This window comes from Proluteimonas luteida (genome assembly GCF_021191695.1).
In the GTDB taxonomy this organism is placed as follows: domain Bacteria; phylum Pseudomonadota; class Gammaproteobacteria; order Xanthomonadales; family Xanthomonadaceae; genus Luteimonas; species Luteimonas luteida.
On sequence record NZ_JAIWPT010000017.1, the window covers coordinates 43,352 to 63,318 of the forward strand.

Annotated in this window: 18 protein-coding genes; 12 read left to right on the forward strand and 6 right to left on the reverse strand. The window is 70.4% G+C overall.

All coding sequences use genetic code 11. The features are described from left to right. Nucleotide 1: 1 nt before the first annotated feature. The 3 genes from mutY to ftsY are packed head-to-tail and all read right to left on the reverse strand — an operon-like array spanning nt 2 to nt 3,713. The gene (gene mutY, locus LDO26_RS14525; protein WP_232131813.1) at nt 2-1,126 is read right to left on the reverse strand and encodes an A/G-specific adenine glycosylase; all 1,125 of its coding nucleotides are present in this window, start codon (nt 1,124-1,126) and stop codon (nt 2-4) included. Continuing rightward, nucleotides 1,123-2,433, reverse strand: a complete 1,311-nt coding sequence (locus LDO26_RS14530; RefSeq protein WP_232131814.1) for an AsmA family protein — start codon at nt 2,431-2,433, stop codon at nt 1,123-1,125. Before LDO26_RS14530 ends, mutY begins: the two co-directional genes overlap by 4 nt. Next, complete coding sequence (gene ftsY, locus LDO26_RS14535) at nt 2,430-3,713, reverse strand: signal recognition particle-docking protein FtsY (protein ID WP_232131815.1); 1,284 nt, start codon at nt 3,711-3,713, stop codon at nt 2,430-2,432. The genes LDO26_RS14530 and ftsY overlap by 4 nt, the downstream gene beginning before the upstream one ends. An 80-nt stretch (nt 3,714-3,793) precedes the next feature. Between ftsY and rsmD the strand changes: the two genes are divergently transcribed. The 7 genes from rsmD (at nt 3,794) to LDO26_RS14570 (ending at nt 8,823) form a co-directional block, all read left to right on the forward strand. Next, the gene (gene rsmD / locus LDO26_RS14540; protein ID WP_232131816.1) at nt 3,794-4,372 is read left to right on the forward strand and encodes a 16S rRNA (guanine(966)-N(2))-methyltransferase RsmD; all 579 of its coding nucleotides are present in this window, start codon (nt 3,794-3,796) and stop codon (nt 4,370-4,372) included. Between the two features lie 85 nt (nt 4,373-4,457). Continuing rightward, the gene (gene coaD / locus LDO26_RS14545) at nt 4,458-4,952 is read left to right on the forward strand and encodes a pantetheine-phosphate adenylyltransferase (RefSeq protein ID WP_232131817.1); all 495 of its coding nucleotides are present in this window, start codon (nt 4,458-4,460) and stop codon (nt 4,950-4,952) included. A gap of 37 nt (nt 4,953-4,989) precedes the next feature. Next, nucleotides 4,990-5,547, forward strand: coding sequence for a hypothetical protein (locus LDO26_RS14550; RefSeq protein WP_232131818.1), 558 nt, complete (start codon nt 4,990-4,992; stop codon nt 5,545-5,547). A 169-nt stretch (nt 5,548-5,716) separates the two neighbouring features. Next, nucleotides 5,717-5,971: a YfhL family 4Fe-4S dicluster ferredoxin gene (locus LDO26_RS14555; RefSeq protein WP_232131819.1), complete on the forward strand. Its 255-nt coding sequence runs from the start codon at nt 5,717-5,719 to the stop codon at nt 5,969-5,971. Then, the gene (ggt, locus tag LDO26_RS14560) at nt 5,962-7,758 is read left to right on the forward strand and encodes a gamma-glutamyltransferase (RefSeq protein WP_435594101.1); all 1,797 of its coding nucleotides are present in this window, start codon (nt 5,962-5,964) and stop codon (nt 7,756-7,758) included. The genes LDO26_RS14555 and ggt overlap by 10 nt, the downstream gene beginning before the upstream one ends. Continuing rightward, nucleotides 7,755-8,159 (forward strand): MAPEG family protein, encoded by a 405-nt coding sequence (locus LDO26_RS14565; protein ID WP_232131821.1) that lies wholly within the window; start codon nt 7,755-7,757, stop codon nt 8,157-8,159. Before ggt ends, LDO26_RS14565 begins: the two co-directional genes overlap by 4 nt. Before the next feature lie 103 nt (nt 8,160-8,262). After that, nucleotides 8,263-8,823: an REP-associated tyrosine transposase gene (locus tag LDO26_RS14570; protein WP_435594099.1), complete on the forward strand. Its 561-nt coding sequence runs from the start codon at nt 8,263-8,265 to the stop codon at nt 8,821-8,823. A 79-nt stretch (nt 8,824-8,902) separates the two neighbouring features. Here the strand turns inward: LDO26_RS14570 and upp are convergent, their stop codons facing one another. Together upp and LDO26_RS14580 are read right to left on the reverse strand one after the other, a co-directional pair. Beyond that, on the reverse strand, nt 8,903-9,535 hold the full coding sequence (gene upp / locus LDO26_RS14575; RefSeq protein WP_232131823.1) for a uracil phosphoribosyltransferase: 633 nt from the start codon (nt 9,533-9,535) through the stop codon (nt 8,903-8,905). A 163-nt stretch (nt 9,536-9,698) separates the two neighbouring features. Then, on the reverse strand, nt 9,699-12,515 hold the full coding sequence (locus LDO26_RS14580; RefSeq protein WP_232131824.1) for a TonB-dependent receptor: 2,817 nt from the start codon (nt 12,513-12,515) through the stop codon (nt 9,699-9,701). 277 nt (nt 12,516-12,792) lie between these two features. On the opposite strand from LDO26_RS14580, the gene LDO26_RS14585 reads away from it, so the two are divergent. The 3 genes from LDO26_RS14585 to LDO26_RS14595 are packed head-to-tail and all read left to right on the forward strand — an operon-like array spanning nt 12,793 to nt 15,985. Next, a complete protein-coding gene (locus tag LDO26_RS14585) occupies nt 12,793-13,923 on the forward strand; it encodes an NHL repeat-containing protein (protein ID WP_232131825.1) in 1,131 nt (376 codons plus the stop codon). Continuing rightward, the gene (locus tag LDO26_RS14590; RefSeq protein WP_435594100.1) at nt 13,920-15,338 is read left to right on the forward strand and encodes a purple acid phosphatase family protein; all 1,419 of its coding nucleotides are present in this window, start codon (nt 13,920-13,922) and stop codon (nt 15,336-15,338) included. The genes LDO26_RS14585 and LDO26_RS14590 overlap by 4 nt, the downstream gene beginning before the upstream one ends. An 8-nt stretch (nt 15,339-15,346) precedes the next feature. Next, nucleotides 15,347-15,985, forward strand: coding sequence for an inorganic diphosphatase (locus tag LDO26_RS14595; RefSeq protein WP_232131827.1), 639 nt, complete (start codon nt 15,347-15,349; stop codon nt 15,983-15,985). 457 nt (nt 15,986-16,442) lie between these two features. On the opposite strand, the gene LDO26_RS14600 is transcribed toward LDO26_RS14595, so the two are convergent. Continuing rightward, complete coding sequence (locus tag LDO26_RS14600) at nt 16,443-17,969, reverse strand: aminotransferase class III-fold pyridoxal phosphate-dependent enzyme (protein WP_232131828.1); 1,527 nt, start codon at nt 17,967-17,969, stop codon at nt 16,443-16,445. 237 nt (nt 17,970-18,206) lie between these two features. Between LDO26_RS14600 and LDO26_RS14605 the strand changes: the two genes are divergently transcribed. Continuing rightward, the gene (locus LDO26_RS14605; RefSeq protein ID WP_232131829.1) at nt 18,207-18,638 is read left to right on the forward strand and encodes an Lrp/AsnC family transcriptional regulator; all 432 of its coding nucleotides are present in this window, start codon (nt 18,207-18,209) and stop codon (nt 18,636-18,638) included. A 276-nt stretch (nt 18,639-18,914) separates the two neighbouring features. Beyond that, entirely contained in the window at nt 18,915-19,952 is a 1,038-nt protein-coding gene (locus tag LDO26_RS14610; protein WP_232131830.1) for an isopenicillin N synthase family dioxygenase, read from the forward strand. Nucleotides 19,953-19,967: the final 15 nt, after the last annotated feature.

Here is a 19,967-nt window from a genome sequence, read left to right on the forward strand (position 1 = left end):
GTCAGGGGTCCTGTGGATCGGCGCGTGACTGCAGCAGCGTCCGGATCGGGGCGGGAATGCCGAGCGACGCGAGTTCTCCGCGTGCGACCCAGCGCATGGCGTGTCCCGTGTCCGGCAGGGAATCGCCGGCGGCTTCGGGGGCGTCATTGTCGCGCACGCGCAGTCGCGGCGCGAGGCCGCGCCAGTGCAGCGGATGCAGCTGCAGGCGGAAATGGGTGAAGCCGTGCTGGATCGGGGCGCAGCGGCGCGGCGTGTCGAGATCGACGTCGTCGACGAGGCCGGGCGCATGCGCGCGCAGCCAGTCGAGCGCGGCGTCGTGGGTGTCGGCCTGCGGCAACGACCACAGTGCGGCCCAGATGCCGGTCGGTGGCCGACGGACCAGCAGCACGCGGCCGGCGCGGTCTTCCAGCATCAGCACCGTGGCCTCGCGTTCGGGCAGGGCCTTGCTCGGTTTCGGAGACGGCAGTTCGCCGACGCGTCCCTCGGCGAACGCGATGCAGTCGTCGTTGACCGGGCACAGCAGGCAGGCCGGGTCGAAACGGGTGCACAGGGTCGCGCCGAAATCCATCTGCGCCTGGGTGTAGTCGGCCATGCGCGTGCCGGGCAGCAGGGTGTCGGCGATCGCCCACAGCGCCTTTTCGACCTTCGGCAGGCCGGGCCAGCCGGCAATGCCGTGGTGGCGCGCGAGTACCCGCTTGACGTTGCCGTCGAGGATCGCGAAGCGGTCGCCCCAGGCCTGCGACAGGATCGCGCCGGCGGTGCTGCGGCCGATGCCGGGCAGGGCGAGCAGGGCGTCGAAGTCGCGCGGCAGGTCGCCGCCGTGCAGCGCGACGCAGCGCTGCGCGGCCGCGTGCAGGTTGCGCGCGCGGGCGTAGTAGCCCAGGCCCGACCACAGGGCGAGCACCTCGTCGAGCGGCGCGGCCGCGAGCGCGCGCACGTCCGGCAGCGCGGCGACGAAACGCTCGAAGTAGGGGATGACGACGCGGACTTGGGTCTGCTGCAGCATGATCTCCGACAGCCACACCCGGTAGGGCGTGCGCGGGTGCTGCCATGGCAGGTCGTGGCGACCGTTGACGTCGAACCACGCCAGCACGCGGGTCGCGTAGTCGGGTGCGGCGGTGCTCATGGTCTGGCCGCAGGCGCGGCGGGAACATCGCCATCGTCGCCGCCGTCGTCGAACTCGATCTCGATGCCTTCCAGCCGCACGCCGGACATCTCGATGCGCTCGGCCCGCAGCGTGCCGCGCAGCGGCGGCAGCGGCGAGCCGTCTTCGCCGGTATCGAGCCAGGCGACCAGGTCGGCGATGCGCGCGCTGCCGTCGAAACTGGCGCCCGCATGCGAGAGTTTCAGCCCGATCGGCGCGTCGAACGTGGGCGGTCCGGCGTAACGCAACGCGAACGGCAACGGTGCGTCGGAATCGCCCAGCGGTGACGGCAGCGCCGGCCAAGCCTCGGGCCAGTGCGGCAGCTGGCCGTCGAGGGCGAGGACGAGTTGTCGGTCGAAGACGATCGCGCCGCCTGCGGCCAGCGTCGGCACCACTCCATCGGCGCGGACGGCGATGCCCGCGGGTGCGACACGTACGACGCCGCCATCGACCGTCAGGTCGCCATGCAGGCCGAGTGCGAACGGCAGGTCGGTGTCGCCGCTGCGCCAGCGCGCGTCACCGGCGATCCGCAGCGGCGACAGCCGCAGGCCCGATGCGGTGTCGGCGCGCGTGGCGTCCGCCTGCACGGTGGCCTGCAGGCGGCCGTCGCCGGTCTCGACAGACAGCGTGCCGACGGCGCCGAATTCGCGGGCATCGACCACGCGGTCGCTGCGCACGCGCAGGCGGAACGGTACGCGCAGCGCATCGGTGACGGCAGTGCCGGCGATGCGCGCGTCGAGCGGACGGTCGGCATGCAGCGACGGCAGATCGAGGTCGATGTCGTCGACATGCCAGCCATCGGCATCGATGCGGCCGCGCACCACGCGCAGGCCATTGGTGAACGCAGGCAGTTTGCCGTCGCCCGGCGGGCGCGCGTCGAGCCAGCGCAGCAGCGTCGGCAGGTGCACGTGCGGGGCGTCGAGTTCGACCCGGCCGATTTCCAGGTCGCGGCCGCGGCTGCGGATCGTCTTCCACGGCAGCGACAGCAGCGCGCGCTCGGCGCGCAGCAGCGGCGTGGACTCTCCGGGCATGCGCGCGGTGACGTCGCGTACCACCAGTTGCGGCGTGCCGCGCAGGCGGTAGTCGACCTTGCCGTCGAACTCGATCCGCAGGCCCAGCGTGGGCTCCAGCGACGACAGGATCAGGCGCAGTGCGCGCTCGGGCGGCAGCAGCACGCGCACCGCCAGCGCCGCGACGAGCAGGCAGGCCAGGACGACGAGCAGCAGGCGCCACCAGCGCCGGCGCGGCAACGCCGGCGCTGGTGCCGGCGCCGGATCCGCCGCGTTCACGCGCCCAGCGTCTCCGGCAGCATCGCGTCGACGAAGGCCTCGGCGTCGAACACGCGCAGGTCTTCAGGCCGTTCGCCGATGCCGGCGAACCGGATCGGGATGCCGAACTCGCGCGCGAGTGCGAACACCACGCCGCCCTTGGCGGTGCCGTCGAGCTTGGTCACGACCAGGCCGGTGACCTGGGCCACGGCATTGAACTGGCGCAGCTGCGACAGCGCGTTCTGGCCGGTGGTGCCGTCGATGACCATCAGCACCTCGTGCGGCGCGGACGCGTCGATCTTGCCGAGCACGCGACGGATCTTGCCCAGTTCCGCCATCAGGCCCTGCTGGGTGTGCAGGCGCCCGGCAGTGTCGGCGATCAGCACGTCGGTGCCGCGCGCCTTCGCCGCCTGCAGCGCGTCGAACGCGACCGAGGCCGGATCGGCGTCCTGGCCCTGGGCGACGACGGCGACGCCGTTGCGCTCGCCCCAGGCCTTGAGCTGGGCGACGGCGGCGGCGCGGAAGGTGTCGCCGGCGGCCAGCATCAGGCCGTGGCCCTCGTCCTTGAAACGCTTGGCCAGCTTGCCGATCGTCGTGGTCTTGCCGACGCCGTTGACGCCGACGGTCAGGATCACGAACGGACGCGCGGCCGGGTCGATGACCAGCGGCTGCGCGACCGGCTGCAGCATCGCGATCAGGTCACCGCGCAGCGAGGTCAGCAGCGCCTGCGCATCGGCGAACTCGCGCGCCTTCATGCGTTTGCGCAGGTTCTCGACCAGGTGCGTGGTCGCGCTGACGCCGACGTCGGCGGTCAGCAGCGCGGTCTCGATCTCGTCGAGCAGGTCGTCGTCGAGCCTGGGATTGCGCGAGAACAGGCCGCCGAAGCTGCGTGCGAAGGTGCTGCCGCGCAGGCGCTCGCGCCAGCCGGACTTGCCGGCCGGGGCCGGCGGCAGGCTGCTGGCGAACACGACCTCGGCCATCGCCGCGGCCGGATCGACGAAGGCAGGCTTCGCGGCGGGCGCGGAGGCGGGCTGGACCGGTGCGGGCTGCGTGGCGGGCGTGGCGCTCGATGATGCGGGCGCGGCTTCGGCTTCGACCTGCACGTGGCCCGCGTCTGCCGCGGCAGGCACGGGCACCGGCCCGCCGGCGGTATCTGCTGTCGGATCCGCTGCCGGGACGGCCGGCGGCACGGGCTGCGGCGCAGCCTCGGGCGGGCCGAACGCGGCGGCGATTTCCTCGTCGCTGAGACGGCGCCGGCCGCTGTCGGATTGGGGTTTTTCGCGCTTGAACCAGCTGACCATGCGGCCGTCGGAGTCTGGATGGGGGAGAATGCGCGCATGGTAGCACCCGCCTTTTCAAGCTCCCGTGCAGCGGGGCGCCGATGAAAACCGCGCCCGGCAAGGTCCGCATCATCGGCGGCCAGTGGCGCGGCACCCGGCTCGACGTGCCGGACGTGCGCGGCCTGCGGCCGACCTCCGACCGTGCCCGCGAGACCCTGTTCAACTGGCTGCAGCCGGTGTTGCCGGGGGCGCGCGTGCTGGACCTGTTCGCGGGTACCGGCGCGCTGGGCCTGGAGGCGGTCTCGCGCGGCGCGCGCAGTGCGCTGCTGGTCGAACGCGACCCGGCCTTGGCCGCGGCGCTGGCCGCGACCGCCGCGCGCCTGCCGGGCGGCGAGGCGGTCGAGGTCCGGCGCGGCGATGCGCTGCAGCTGCTGGCCGGGCCGGCCGGCAGCACGCTTCCCGGCAGTCCCCCCTTCGACATCGCCTTCGTCGATCCGCCGTTCGCCGACGCGTTGTGGCCGGCCGTGCTCGCGGCATTGCCCGCGGTGCTGCAGGCCGATGCCTGGCTGTACCTGGAATCGCCTGCGGAGCGGCCGGCAGTGCCCGGTCCGGGCTGGCAGCTGCACCGGGAGCTGCGGGCCCGCGAAAGCCACAACGCGCTGTACCGGCGGATCGGCTGACCGGGCGTCCGGCAGCGGCATCGCGCCGCCACGGCGCGCTGCTACAATCCCCGCGCCATCACGCCCCGGACAGCGAACGCCAGCCATGAGTGCGATCCGCAACCGCATCGCGGTCTATCCCGGCACCTTCGATCCCATCACCAACGGCCACGTCGACCTGGTCGACCGTGCGGCGCCGCTGTTCCAGAAGCTGATCGTCGGCATTGCCGAAAGCCCGGCCAAGCGCCCGGCGATGACCCTGGAGGAACGCGTCGACCTGGCCAGCCAGGCGCTGGCCCACCATCGCAACGTCGAGGTCATCGGCTTCGATTCGCTGCTCGCGCATTTCGTCGACAAGGTCGGCGGCGGCGTGCTGCTGCGCGGGCTGCGCGCGGTGTCGGACTTCGAGTACGAGTTCCAGCTGGCCAGCATGAACCGGCATCTGATTCCCGATGTCGAGACCCTGTTCCTGACCCCGGCCGAGCAGTACGGCTTCATCTCCTCCACGCTGGTGCGCGAGATCTCGCGCCTCGGCGGCGACGTGTCGGGCTTCGTGCCCGCCGCGGTCGATCGCGCACTGCGCAAACAGACGCAACGCTGACGTTGCACACACCAACAGGAAACAAGAGGGAAATCCCATGAAGTCCATCACCCGCGCGCTGCTGATCGCCTGCCTGGTCATGCCGATCGTCGCCTGCAACAAGGAAGAGCCGCAGAAGGTCGAGGCCGCGCCGGTCGCGGTGCCGCAGACCGACGATCGCACCGAGTGGACCACCTTCCTCAACGACCTGGCCGGTCGCCACATGGAAGGCGTCAACAACTCGCCATACGTCTACCTGGTGCCGCCGCCGGAAGCAGCGGCCGTCGACGCGCAGCCCGAGGAAACCGCGACGCCGGCGGAAGGCGACACGGGGCCCGAGCTCTCGACCGCGGTCGACGGCGCCTACGAGCGCCTGCTGGACAAGGCCAAGACCGACGTCTCGCGCGGCATCACCCGTGGCAACCTGCTGATCTTCGCGGGCCTGGATTCGGCGCGCACCGCCAACCTGACCGTGGCCTCGTTCACCGAAGTGCCCGCCGGCAGCATGAAGGGCGTGCGCGTGCTGTTCGTCGGCGAGCCCGCGGACAACGACCGGGTCAAGGCCGCGGTCGAGCCGGCCGGCGTCGAGTACGTGTTCGTCGACACCACCAAGTAACCGCCGCGCCGGCCCGGTCCGGGCCGCACCGCAGTCCCCGCCGCCACCGTGCCTGTGCACGGTGGCGGTTCCGTTTGCGGCCCCGGCCCACCGGCGGGTCGCGCGCGCGGGCGCGTGCGGTTCCACTGGTGGAACGCCGGCACGGCGGGCCAGCCACTACAATGCGCGCATGTCACTGAAGATCAACGCGCTCTGCGTCAACTGCGACGTCTGCGAGCCGGCCTGCCCGAACCAGGCGATATCGCAGGGCGAGGAGATCTACGTCATCGATCCGGCGCGCTGCACCGAGTGCGTCGGGCATTTCGACGAACCGCAGTGCGTGGTCGTCTGCCCGGTCGAGTGCATCGACCCCGATCCCGACATCCCCGAAACCCGCGAGCAGCTGCTGGCCAAGCTGTTCCGCCTGCAGCAGGAATCGCCATGATCCGCACGCGCTTCGCCTCCAACCTCCTTCCGGGCCTGCTGCTCGGCCTGTTGCTGGTGGTCGCGCCGTCGTGCGCCCGCGATGTGCGTCCGGCATCCACGCCGACCCCGCAACTGTCCGCGCAGACGCCGCCGGGCAATGCGGTCGCCTCGGCGCACGCGCTGGCGACCGAGGCCGGATTGCAGGTGATGCGCGAGGGCGGCAACGCCTTCGACGCGGCGATCGCGACCTCGGCGGTGCTGTCGGTGGTCGAACCGATCTCGTCGGGCCTCGGTGGCGGCGGCTTTTTCCTGCTGCACGACGCCAGGACCGGTCGCGACGTGTTCATCGACGCGCGCGAGACCGCGCCGGCATCGGCCTCGTCCGACAACTACCTGAGCGCCGACGGCGGCTTCGACCGCGACCGCGCCGAGAACGGGCCCTGGTCTGCGGGCATCCCGGGATTGCCGGCCGCGTTCGTGCACATCGCCGACACCTACGGCCAGTTGCCGCTGGCGCAGTCGCTGGCGCCGGCGATCCGCATCGCCGAGCACGGCTTCCCGGTCTATGCGCGGTTCGCGCGCGGCTACCAGTCGCGGCGCGCGGTGATGGAACGCTACCCCGGTACCCGCGCGGTGTTCCTGGCCAATGGCCGCGCGCCGGAGGAGGGCGACCTGTTCCGCCAGCCGGACCTGGCACGCACGCTGCGGCTGCTGGCCGAGCACGGCTTCGACGGCTTCTATCGCGGCGATGTCGCCGACCGGCTGGTCGCGGGCGTCGCGGCCGAGGGCGGGCGCTGGCAGCCGGAGGATCTCGCGGGCTATCGCGTCGTCGAGCGCGAGCCGATCCGGCTGCGCTACCACGGCTGGGACGTGGTCACCGCGCCGCCGCCGTCGTCGGGCGGGATCGCCATCGCGCAGATGCTGCAGATCCTCGAGCCCTGGGACCTGCCCGCGCTGGAGGATGCCGCGCGCACGCACCTGGTGGTCGAGTCGATGCGCCGCGCGTTCCGCGACCGCACGTTCTACCTCGGCGATCCGGACTTCGTGCAGGTGCCGCAGCGGCTGCTGACCAGCCGCGACTATGCCGCCGGCCTGCGCGCGACGATCAATCCGGCGAAGGCGACGCCGAGCGACCTGCTGTCGGGCGACCCGACGCCGCTCGAGGACGAGGAGACCACGCATTTCTCGATCGTCGACGCCGCCGGCAACCGCGCCGCGGTCACCCAGACGGTGAACCTGCTGTTCGGTTCCGGCCTGGTCGCTCCGGGCACCGGCGTGCTGCTGAACAACGAGATGGACGATTTCGCGCTGCAGCCGGGCGTGCCGAACGCGTTCGGCGTGATGGGCTTCGATGCCAATGCGCCCAGGCCCGGCAAGCGGCCGCTGAGTTCGATGACGCCGACGTTCCTCGTCTCCGACGACCGCGTGGCCGTGCTCGGCACGCCGGGCGGCAGCCGCATCATCACGATGGTGCTGCTGGGCATCCTCGGCTACGACGCCGGGCTGGACGCACAGGCCGTCGCCGCGCTGCCGCGCTACCACCACCAGTGGATGCCGGACACGATCTCGGCCGAATCCGATGCCTTCTCGCCACAGACCGCCGCGCAGCTGCGCGCGCTGGGGCACGTGGTCGACCTTCCCGGCGAAACCGCGGCCGGCGGCCGTGGCTCCAGTCATGTCTGGGGCAACCTGCAGACGGTGCTGTGGAACCGCGCCGACGGCACCCTGAGCGGCGGCAGCGATCCACGCAATCCTGTCGGCGAAGCGAAGGTCGAGCCGGCCGTGGATACGGGGCCGGCACCATGACGCCGCGCATCTCGCTGCTGGTCGCCTCGCTGCACGTGGTGCTGTATCTGGCGCTGTCGTTGCGCGTGGTGCTGCATCGCAATGCCCACAAGGTCGGCATCGGCACCGGCGGCGACCCGGCGCTCACGCGCAAGATCCGCGTGCACGGCAACTTCGGCGAGTACGTGCCGCTGGCACTGCTGATGCTGGCGCTGCTGGAACTGGCGGCCGTGGCGACGACGCTGTTGTGGACGTTCGGCATCGTCCTGCTGCTGGCGCGGGTGCTGCACGCGATCGGCCTCGGCGGCTCGGCCGGTTATTCCTCCGGGCGCTTCATCGGCGCGCTGCTGACCTTCGCGACGTTGCTGGCGATGGCCGCGGTCGGCATCTGGCGGTTCGCGGCCGGCGCGTTGCTGGTCTGATCGGAAACGCGCTGGCGGGTCTCGACCCGTCACGCCGATTCCCTACGCACAAGCAGGGCGATCGCCGACATCGCTCGCTGCGACGGAGCCGCAAGCTTCGTGCATGTCCACCTATCGACGCGTGTGGTTGCCCGGCGGCACCTATTTCTTCACCGTCAACCTGCTCGACCGCGACACGCGGCTGCTTGTCGAACATATCGATGTGCTGCGCGTGGCATTCCGCCTGGCGCAGTCGGCGCGTCCGTTCGATCCGGTTGCCGTCGTGGTATTGCCAGAGCACCTGCACTGCGTGTGGCGTCTGCCGCGCGGCGATGCCGACAATGCGACCCGCTGGCGGCACATCAAGTCGCTGTTCTCCCGCGACCTGCCGCCCGCCGAAAGGCGCTGCGCAAGGCGGATGAGCAAGGGGGAGCGTGGCATCTGGCAGCGGCGCTATTGGGAACACCTGGTCCGTGACGAACGCGACCTCGCCGCGCATGTGGACTACATCCACTTCAATCCGGTCAAGCACGGGTACGTCACACGTGTGCGGGACTGGCCATATTCCAGCTTCCATCGCGATGTCCGCCGGGGCGATCTTCCGGCCGACTGGGCGGGCACGTTCGAAGGCACCGGCGATTTCGGCGAACGGCCGACGATGCTGCGGGCCAGACAGTCGCGCTGATCCATTCGTATTGGCGGGTCGAGACCCACCCTACGGTTCTGCCGGGGACGTGTAGGGCGGGTCTCGACCCGCCGCTGGTTCAATCGACGCGGGTGCCGAAGATCTTGTCGCCGGCGTCGCCGAGGCCGGGCAGGATGTAGCCCCGGTCGTTGAGGCGCTCGTCGATCGAGGCGGTGTAGACCTCGACGTCCGGATGCGCGGCTTCGAGCGCGCGCAGGCCCTCGGGCGCGGCGACCAGGAACAGGCCCTTGATGCGCGCCGCGCCGGCGGCCTTGAGCATGTCGACGGTGGCGATCAGGGTGCCGCCGGTGGCCAGCATCGGATCGAGGATCAGCGCGGTGCGGTCGGCCATGTCGCCGACCAGGTTCTCGTAATAGGGCACGGCCTGGAGCGACTGCTCGTCGCGCTTGATGCCGACCACGCTGACCTTGGCCGCAGGAATCAACTCCAGCACGCCCGGCAGCATGCCGATGCCGGCGCGCAGGATCGGTACCAGGGTGATCTTGCGGCCCTTGATGCGGCGCACCCGCACCGGCCCGGCCCAGCCCTCGACGGTCGCGTCCTCGGTCTCCAGGTCCGACGTGGCCTCGTAGGTCAGCAGCGTGGCGACCTCGGCCGACAGTTCGCGGAAGGTCTTGGTGCTGTTGTCGGCGCGGCGCATCAGGCCGAGCTTGTGCTGGACGAGGGGATGGGCGACTTCGACGATCTTCATGGGGCTTCCGGGGGCAGGGCGTGCGCCTAGGATATTCCACCGCCGCATGCTCCCGCCGGAGCATCGCGCATGCGGAGTCGGCCTGCGGTCGAAGTTGCCCGCCCGCAAACGGAAAGGCCGGGCGTGATGCCCGGCCTTCCGTGTGCTTCCATCTCTCGCCGGTTCAGAACTGGTAGCGCACGCCCGCCAACCACGAGCGGCCGAAGCTTTCCATCTCCAGCACGCGGTTGCGCTGGCCCTGGAAGCGGATCTGGCGGGTGTCCTGGATGTTGTTGACCTCGCCGAAGACGCTCCAGCCGTCGCCGAGCTTCATGCTGGCGGAGAAATCGAGGCTGGCGCGCTCGTCCCAGTACACGTTCAGCGCGGGATTGCTGACGTCGAAGCTCTGGATGAATTTCGAGCGGTAGTTGTAGGCCAGACGCGCGTTGAGGCCGTATTTCTCGTAGGTCAGGGCCAGGTTGTAGTTGGTCCTGGACGTGCCGGGCAGCTCGGTCTTGCCCAGGCCGAACGGCAGTTCGGCCTCGGACTTGGCGTAGGTGTAGTTGGCGTAGACGCCGAGGCCGTCGAGTGCGCCCGGCAGCATGTCGAAGGTTTGCTGCCACGCGATTTCGGCGCCGTAGATCCGGCCGTTCTCGCCATTCTCGGCCCGGGTGATCTGCCAGGTCTGGCCGTTGTCGGCATCCTCGTCGTGGGAGGCCAGGAACAACGGGTCGTCGATGCGCTTGTAGAACAACGCGCCCGAGATCAGGCCGAGCGGGCGCAGGTAGTGCTCGAACGACAGGTCGAGGTTGTGCGCATAGGCTTCCTTGACCTGGGGATTGCCTTCCTGGATGCCGATGACGTTGCCATCGTCCGCTTCGCCGATGATCCGGTACGGGGCGGTGTGCATGAAGTCGGGCCGGTTGAGCGCCGTCGACCAGGAAGCGCGCAGGATGCTGTCCGGGTTCAATTCGTAGCGGAAGTGAAGGCTGGGCAGGACGTTGCTGTAGCTGCGGCTGCTGGACAGCGGGGTGATGGCGCCACTCTCCTCGTCGAAGCCGATCGCGGCACCTTCGGTCTCGGTGCGCTCGTAGCGCACGCCGGTGATCATCGTCAGCGCGCCCCATGTCGCGTCCAGGCGCGCATAGCCGGCGTAGACGTCTTCGGACGCGGTGTAGTCGCCGGTCAGCGAGTCGGGGATCAGGCGGCGGTGGTTCTCGCTGTCGATCAGCTGTCCGGCGTACTTGTCGAAGATGTCGCGGCAGAAGCGGCGCCCGGTCAGGAAGTAGCCGAAGTTGTCGGAGAGGCTGTCGCACAGCATGTCGGAATAGCTGATGCCGAGCGCGGCGAAATCGGCGCCGTTGTCGTTGCGGTAGCGCTCGTCGTCGAACTGCTTGTCGCGCTGGCGCGCGCGCAGGCCGAACTTGATGTCGCCGGTGTCGCCGAGGAAGTTCTGCTGGCGGCCGAGGTCGAGGCGCAGGCCGGTTTCCTTCTCCTCGCTGTACTCGTAGCGGTCGTTGAGCCGGCGGAACGCGTACCAGTCCTCCGGCAGGTTGACGCCGGTTGCGGGCGCATCGGGCTGGCCCACGATGGTCCAGGTGGGGAAATCGTGGTCGCTGTAGTCGTACTCCATCTGCGGGCGCTCGTTGGAGCGGAAGATGTACTGCATGCGCGGATCAGTCACCTTGGTCGCCTTGCTCTGCGAGGCCTGCCAGTCGATCTTCCAGTTCTCGCCGGCGTAGTGTTCGCCGCCCAGGTTGTAGGTGCGGATGGTCTTGTCGTAGGTGCGCTCGCGCAGTTCCTTGTCGAAGGTGGCGCGGGCGGTGCCGGTGGTCTCGTTGGCGTCGTCGCTGTAACGGTCCAGGGTGATGGTCAGGTTGTCGCGGAACTCGCGGTCGACGAAGTTGGAGTCCGAGGCGACCAGGTAGACCAGGTTGTCGGGATTGATGCGGAAGTCGAAGCGTCCGGTCAGGCCCTTGCGGGTTCGGGTGCCTTCGTAGTCCTTGATCTGGATCTCGGTCGGGGCGAAGCCGCCGTTGACCGGGGTGTAGAGGCTCTCGACGTTGTCCGTGAACCGGCCCTGCTTGCTCAGCGAGCCGGAGATCAGCACGCCGATGTTCTGGTCGGCGCCGAACCGGTTGCCGACGGTGGCGTTGTAGCGCTGGTTGTCGCCGTCACCCAGCTGGTACTTGCCGCCGGCGACCGAAGCGCGCAGGGTCAGGCCCTCGCGGTCGAGCGCGCTCTGGGTGCGGATGTTGATGTTGCCGGCGATCGCGTCGCCGTCCATGTCCGGGGTCAGGGCCTTGGTCACTTCCAGCGCCGAGATCACGTCCGAGGGGATGGTGTCGAGTTCCACGCCGCGGCTGGTGGAATCGGGGTTGGCCAGCTGCACGCCGTCGATGGAGACGGTGGTGAACTCCTTGGGCGCGCCGCGCACGGTGACGTAGCGGCCTTCGCCCTGGTCGCGCTCGATCGACACGCCGGGGATGCGCTGGGTGGACTCGGCGATGTTGTTGTCCGGGAACTGGCCGAGCAGGTCGGCCGAGACCACGTTGACGTAGTTGGTCGATGCGCGTTGCTGGTTCAGCGCCATGGCCTGGGCGTCGCGGGTCGCGCGCACCTCCACCACGTCCAGGTCGGTGGCCGAGGCGGTGCTGCGCAGGGCGACATCAACGCGCGCGCCGCCTGTTTCGCCGAGCACCACCTCGGTTTCGTGGTGGCCGTAGCCCAGGTAGTCCACCTGCACGGTATAGCGTCCCGGTGCCAGGCCGCCGACCCGGAAGATGCCCTCGCGGTCGGTGCTGACCTGGCGGCCGCCGACGGTGACGATCGCGCCTTCGAGCGAAACGCCGCGCGAGGCTTCGCTGACCCGGCCGACGATCGTGCTGGCTGCCAGTGCGAGGCTGTCGGACGCAGTGCCCTGTGCGTGCGCGGTGTGCGCCACCGGCAGGACGAGCGCGGCGGCGATCGCCATGGCGATGGCGGTGTGTGTCGATTTCATTACGGCTCCGGAGTTGCGGGGGGCGTGGGCGGATCGCAAGCCGCCTGCGCGATTCCCCCTTGGAACTGGCGCAGGCGTGATCGGCGATCGCCGGGATGTCCGAAAAGTCTGGTTCGGATTTGTTGCGGATTTATGATCCGGGCGACGTTGATTGCAGGCGCGTGGCATGCAACACGGCTGTCATCGACGTGCCACAGAATCCCGCGTCCTGTGCCAGCCGCAGAACCGCCACCGTGGGGACACGGTTTGTCCCTAGACGCTACTTCCGGATCTTTCGATGACACGACGCCCATTCGCCTCCTGCCACCCCCTGTTGCTCGCGATGCTGCTGCCGGTGCTGTCCGCCTGCCATCAGGCGCCGGACGGCGACGTCGCCGACGCGGATGCCGCCGCCGGACCCGCCGCCGAGCGCGAGGTCCCGGTCATTGCCGAAGCCTTCGTCAGCGCGTTGACGCCCGAGGACAACATCGACTCGCCGGCGGCATGGACCGCGCCCGACGGCGCGGTGTGGGTGATCGCGACCGCCAAGTCGACCGACCGCCTGGTCGTCTATGACGGCGCGACCGGCGAGACGCGCAGTGCCTTCGGCACGGCCGGTACCGGGCCGGGGCAGTTCCGGCGTCCGAACGGCATCGCGGTGGTCGACGATCTGGCCGTCGTCGTCGAGCGCGACAACCACCGGGTGCAGGTGCTGCGCCTGCCGGACTTCTCGCACGTGCTGACCTTCGCCGCCGACGATCTGGTCAAGCCGTATGGCCTGTGGATCGACCGTGTCGACGATGGCTACCTGGTCTACGTCACCGATTCCTACGACGACGGCGAGGACGCCAATGGCGACGACATCCTGCCGCCGTTCGCGGCGCTGGACCGGCGCGTGCACCGCTATGCGCTGCGGCCGTCCGGTGACGGTTTCGCGGTCGAGGCGCTGGGCGCGTTCGGCGACACCACGCCGGAAGGCGCGCTGCGCGTGGTCGAATCGATCTGGGGCGATCCGGCCAACGACCGCCTGCTGATCGCGGAAGAGGACGAGAGCTACGCCAACGAGCTGAAGGTCTACACCCTGTCGGGCGAATACGCCGGGCGCACGATCGGCCGCGACGTGATCCAGGCCCAGGCCGAGGGCATCATGCTCAAGACCTGCGCCGACGGCAGCGGCTGGTGGATCACCACCGAGCAGGGCAAGGGCCGCACGGTGTTCCACCTGTTCGACCGCGTGTCGCTGGACCACGTCGGTGCGGTCGCCGGCGGGAAGGTCGCCAATACCGATGGCATCTGGCTGCACGATGCGCCGTCGAAGACGTTCCCGGACGGTGCGCTGTACGCGGTGCACGACGACCAGGGCATCGTCGCGTTCGACTGGCGCACGCTGGCCGACGCGCTCGCGCTGCCCGCCTGCACGAGGTCGTGATGGCCGGACGCAGCGGGTGGCGCGCACTGGCGCCTGCGGGTCTGCTCGTGCTGGTGCTTGCCGGCTCGGTCGCCAGCGCGCAGGCGCCGCGCGAGGCCGAGCCCAACACGCGCGTGCCGGAAGGCGATCGCGGCCACGCGGCAGGCGCGTATCCCGACCGCATCGCGACGTCGCCGGCGCAGGATGCCGCAACCGGCTTCGCGGTGGCCTGGCGCACAGATGCACGGGTGCAGGCGCCGCGGTTGCAGATCGCGCCGGCCGATGATTCCCCCGACATCGGCGAGGGCCGGCCGCGCGTCGTCGAGGCGACGACGCGGCCGCTCGACACCCGCAACGGACGCGCCCACCAGCATCGCGCCGATGTGGACGGGCTGCAGCCCGGCACGCTGTACGCCTGGCGCGTCGAGGGGCACCGCACCTGGAGCCCGTGGTTCCATTTCCGCACCGCGGCCGCCGACGCGGCGCCGCTGACGCTGCTGTACTTCGGCGATACCCAGAACCAGAACACCTCGCTGGTCACCCGGGTCGTGCGCGAATCGCGGCGTTGGGCGCCCGACGCGCGCCTGGCGCTGTTCGCCGGCGACCTGGTCTCCGGCGGCGGCGCCGGCATGGGTGCCGACGACGACGAATGGGCCGAATGGTTCGAGGCCGCCAGCGGCCTGCCCGAGGACATCGCCACCGCGCCGGCCGTCGGCAACCACGAGTTCCACCAGGCGCACGAGGACACGCCGCAGGAGACGCGCGTGCTGTCGCCGCACTGGCCGCTGGCTTTCGCGCTGCCGCGCAATGGCGCCCCCGGCTTCGAGGACACGACCTACTGGTTCGACTACCAGGGCGTGCGCTTCGTGGTGCTCGACGGTACCTCGATCCTGGATCTCGATGGCGGCCCGGCGCAGGCCCGCTGGCTGGACCATGTGCTGACCGGGAATCCGCACCGCTGGAGCGTGGTGCAGATCCACCAGCCGCTGTACGCGCTGCGCTTCGATCGCGACTACGCACCACTGCGCGAGCATCTCGCCCCGGTGCTGCGCAAGCACCATGTCGACCTGGTGCTGCAGGGCCACGACCACGGCTACGGTCGTCGCCCGCTGGACGAGGATGCCAGGGCCGGCACGCCGCAGCTGGTGGTGTCGGTCGTTGGCGCCAAGCAGTACAGGCTGGGACCGCAGGCGCTGGCGACGATGGCGCCGATCGGCGAGGACACCCAGTTGTTCCAGGTGCTGCGTTTCGACGGCCCGGTGCTGCGCTACGAGGCGCGTACCGCGACCGGCCGGCTGTACGACGCCTTCGAGCTGCATGACGATGGCGACGGCGGAAGCAAGCGCCTGGTCGAGACCGAGGAAGGCCGGATCGCGCCGCGTCGCTGCACGCGGGAAGCCTCATTGAAGGGACGGGAAGATCGATGCTGGGAGTGACTGCCTTGATGTACCGCCCCGTTTCGCGGGTGTCTGCAGTCCTGTTGCTGGCAGGCGCGCTGTGTGTGGGCGCACTGCCGCCGGCCGCCGGCGCCACCGAATCGATCCGCCATCCGTTCCACGCCGCACAGCCGGACTCGGCGCCGGACGAGGCCGTGCTTGCGGTGGAGATTCCCGCCGGCGGCTTCGTCAAGTACGAGATCGGTGACGACGACGGCCTGGTCCATGTCGACCGGTTCCTGTCGATGCCGATGGCATATCCCGCGAACTACGGATCGATGCCGCGCACGCTGGCCGGCGATGGCGACCCGCTCGACGCGCTGGTGCTGACCCGCGCGCCGCTGCATCCCGGCGTGCTGATCCGCTTCCGCCCGCTCGGCGTGCTGCGCATGATCGACGGCGGCGAACGCGACGAGAAGATCATCGGCGTGCCGGCCGACGACGTCGACCCGACCTATGCCGGCATCCGCGACCTCGCCGACCTGCCCGCGATCGAGCGCGAGCGCATCGAGGCGTTCTTCCGCGTCTACAAGGACCTGCCGGCCGGCAGCAAGCGTGTCGAACTGCAGGGCTGGGGAGACGCGGCCGAGGCGAAGGCGATCATCGGTGAGGCGATCGGCGCGTTCGGGAACGGCGGCGCGCGGTAGCGCCGGAAGATACAGCGGCACATCTGATCGTTGATTTTCAGCTTCCTTCCCCCGCTTGTGGGGGAAGGTGCCCGAAGGGCGGATGGGGGCATCGTCGCCCCACCGGATCCTTTCCTGAATGCAGGCGCGAAGCTGAAACCATGTAGCCGAGGGGTCGCGCCGATCAGGTCAGCCATTTGCCCCCCCCATCCCAACCCTGTCCGGCCCGGCGGCCTGGCCGCCGGGCGTTCCTCGGGGCGCGAACCCGTGGTTCGCAAGCGTCCTATTCACCCCCCGCAAGCGGGGAAGGGCGTTGGTGCCGGGCGGGTTCGGCTGCGGGGGTCTGCTCTCTCCGCCGCTTTGCGGGAAGGGTTGGGGCGGAGGGCGGTTGCGGAACTCCCGGGGGGTTCCGCCCCCATCCCAACCCTTCCCCCGCAAGCGGGGGAAGGGCGATCGTGCCGGGCGGGTTCGGCTCCGGTCAGGCAGTGGCGACGGCAGGAGTGGCGGCGGTCGAAGCTTCTGTCTTTCTGGGGCCCTCGCGCAGGGCCTTGCCGACCATCTCCACCAGCAGGTCGATCTCGTCGTCGCCGATCGCGAAGTGCGGGGTGAAGCGCAGCGAGTTGGCGCCGCCGTGGATCACGCCGAGGCCGTGCTCGCGCAGCCATTCCTCGGTCGAGCCGGCGCCGTAGCACTTGAACTGCGGGGCGAGTTCGCACGAGAACAGCAGGCCGGTGCCCTGGACGCCGGTGACCAGCCCGCCGAGTTCGGCCTGCAGCGCCTGCAGCTTCTCGACCGACTTGCGGCCGGCCTCGCGGATGTTGTCGCGGATCTCCGGCGTCAGCTGTGCGAGTACCGCGCAGGCGACGTCGAGCGCGCGCGGGTTGGCGGTCATGGTGTTGCCGTAGACGCCGCTCCGGTACAGCCCGGCGGCGCGCTCGCCCACCGCCAGCACCGACAGCGGGTACTGGCCGGCATTGAGCGCCTTGGAATAGGTTTCCATGTCCGGCGCGTCGAGGCCTTCGAAACCGGGGTAGTCGACGACCGACAGCACGCCGTGCGCGCGCAGGCCGGCCTGGATCGAATCGACCAGCAGCAGGCTGTCGTGGGCGGCGGTGAGCGCGCGGGCGGCGGCGTAGAACGCCGGCGGCAGGGCCCGGCCCGGATCGCCTTCGCCCATCACCGGCTCCAGGAACACCGCCTCGATGAACCAGCGGTTGGCCTCGGCGTCGGCGAACACCTGGCGCAGCGCGTCGACGTCGTACGGAGGCACGGTGATCAGCGAATCCTCGCCGCGGAAGCTGGCGAGATACTTCAGGTAGGTCGCGCGCGAGGAGTCGGAGTACAGCGCGGGGCGCTCGGTGCGGCCATGGAAGCTGCCCTTGACCACGACGCGCTTGATCGCGCGGCCGGCGTGTCGGCCGCCCGGATCGGTCTGCACGCGGGTATTGATGTCGGCGATGCGCGCGGCCAGGCCGACCGATTCGGAACCGGAATTCAGGCACAGGAAGTGGCTGTACGGGCAGGCGTCGTCGCCGCGGGTGTGGCCGATCTCGCGGCGCAGGGCGCGTTCGAGCCGCAGCTGCGACAGGCTCGGGGTCATGATGTTGGCCATCGGCACCGGCCGCGCCATCGCCTCGATGACCTTCGCCGGGGTGTGGCCGAACCCGAGCATGCCGTAGCCGCCGGAGTCATGCAGCACCGCGCCCTTGAGAGTCACGATCCACGGGCCGCGCGCGGCCAGCGCGACATAGGGATTGACCGCGTCGCCGGGATAGAAGTTGACGTAGCCGGCCTGCACCGCGCGCACCTGCGCGTCCTCGTCGAGGTCCAGCAGTTCGGGGAACTCGTCGCACGCGCGGGCGTATTCGGCCGCGGCGGCGGCGATGGCCTCGCCCAGGTCGGGATGCGAAGCGGCGAACGCGGTGAGCTGGGCGTCGCCGAGGCCGGTCGTGCGGCGCTGGCCGCCATGGGCGCGCAGCGGGGCAAGGGTGTCGATGACGGACATGGCGGTCTCCTGGAGCGGAATGCGGAAGCGGGATCACGACGATGCGGCAGCCGGGCGTGTCCCGGTTGGCCGGCGTCGTCGGCGCGGGCAGGCCGGACGGTGGCGGTGCCGCAGGGCGGCGACGGATGCGCCACACGGGCCGACATCTCCATTATCTCGATGCTTCTGTCATCCGGAAGGGGCGGATTGCGCTAAAAGCCGTACAATTCCGGCAGATTGCCGGGAGAATCCGACGATATGCAAAGCGAAACCACCGATACGCTGTTGTTGTCGCTGCTGCGGGAGAATGCCCGGCTGTCGACCGCCGAGATCGCCCGGCGTCTCGGCCTGTCGCGGACCACGGTGCAGAGCAGGATCGAGCGGCTCGAGCGCCAGGGCGTGATCGGCGGCTACACGGTGCGGGTCCGCGACGACCACGAGCGCCGCCACATCCGCGCCCAGATCATGATCACCGTGCGCCCGCGGCAGATGACCCCGGTGGTCACCGCGCTGCGCGCGATCAGCGACGTGCGCACCCTGCATTCGGTCAGCGGGCCCTACGACCTGGTCGCGCTGGGCGTGGTGCCGACCGTCGAGGGCATGGACGTGCTGACCGACCGGATCGGCGCGATCGACGGCGTCGAGCGCACCACCTCGTCGATCATCCTCTCGACCAAATTCGAAAGATGATGCCGTCATCCGCCGCAGGCGGATGACACCGACGCCCCTCCTCCGCATCGCGGGGGAGGGGGGGACCATCGGCGGAGCCGATGGTGGGGTGGGGGCAGAGAGCGTCGAGCAATGCCCTCGGCACCGCAAGAGTGTCATCCGCCTCAGGCGGATGACGCCGACGCCCCTCCCCCGCATCGCTCGGGACGACAAGGCGAAGGCCTCCCTGCAGTTTCCTCCCGGAATACAGCACTCCCCATTGCACCCATCCGCTGCGACACCGAAGATCGAATCGCCATGACCACAACCGCCCCCGAGACCCTGCCGGTCATCGACATCGCGCCGCTGCGTGCACCCGATGCCGATGCCGGCACGCTGGCCGCCTGTGCCCGGGCCATCGACGCCGCGTGCCGCGATGCCGGCTTCTTCTACGTCACCGGCCACGGCATCGCGTCCGAACTGCTGCAGCGGCTGCGGGACGAGAGCCGGGCCTTCTTCGCCGCACCGGAGGAACGCAAGCGCGACATCGCGATGGCGCACGGCGGCGTGGCCTGGCGCGGCTGGTTCCCGCTCGGCGGCGAGCTGACCTCCGGACGACCGGACGGCAAGGAAGGGCTGTACTTCGGCACCGAGCTGCCGCCCGGGCATCCGCGCGTGGCCGCCGGCTGGCCGCTGCACGGCGCCAACCTGTGGCCGGACTGGCAGCCGGGACTGCGCCCGGCGGTGCTGGACTACATCGACGCGGCGACCCGCGCCGGCCATGCGCTGGTGTCGGGCATCGCGCTGGCACTGGGACAGCCGGCGGACTGGTTCGCGCGCCACTACACCGCCGACCCGACGATCCTGTTCCGGATCTTCCGCTACCCGCCGCAGCAGCTGGCGCCGGGCGAGGCCTGGGGCGTCGGCGAGCACACCGACTATGGCCTGCTGACCCTGCTCGCGATCGACGACGTGCCCGGCCTGCAGGTCAGGACCCCGCGCGGCTGGATCGAGGCGCCGCCCGTGCCCGGCGCGCTGGTGTGCAACATCGGCGACATGCTCGACCGCCTGACCGGCGGACGCTACCGCTCGACCCCGCACCGCGTCGCCAACACCAGCGGGCGCGAGCGCTATTCGTTTCCGCTGTTCTTCGATCCGGACTTCGCGGCCACGGTCACGCCGCTGCCCGGCGTCGCGGCGGCCGACGCGGACGCCGACGCGCGCAGCCGCTGGGACGGCACCAGCGTGCACCTGCCGTTCGACGGCAGCTACGGCGACTACCTGCTGGGCAAGGTCGGCAAGGTATTCCCGCAGCTGCGCGGGCAGGTGCTGGAGCGGCCGGAAGCCGAACGGTAGGGACTGCCCGGCGGC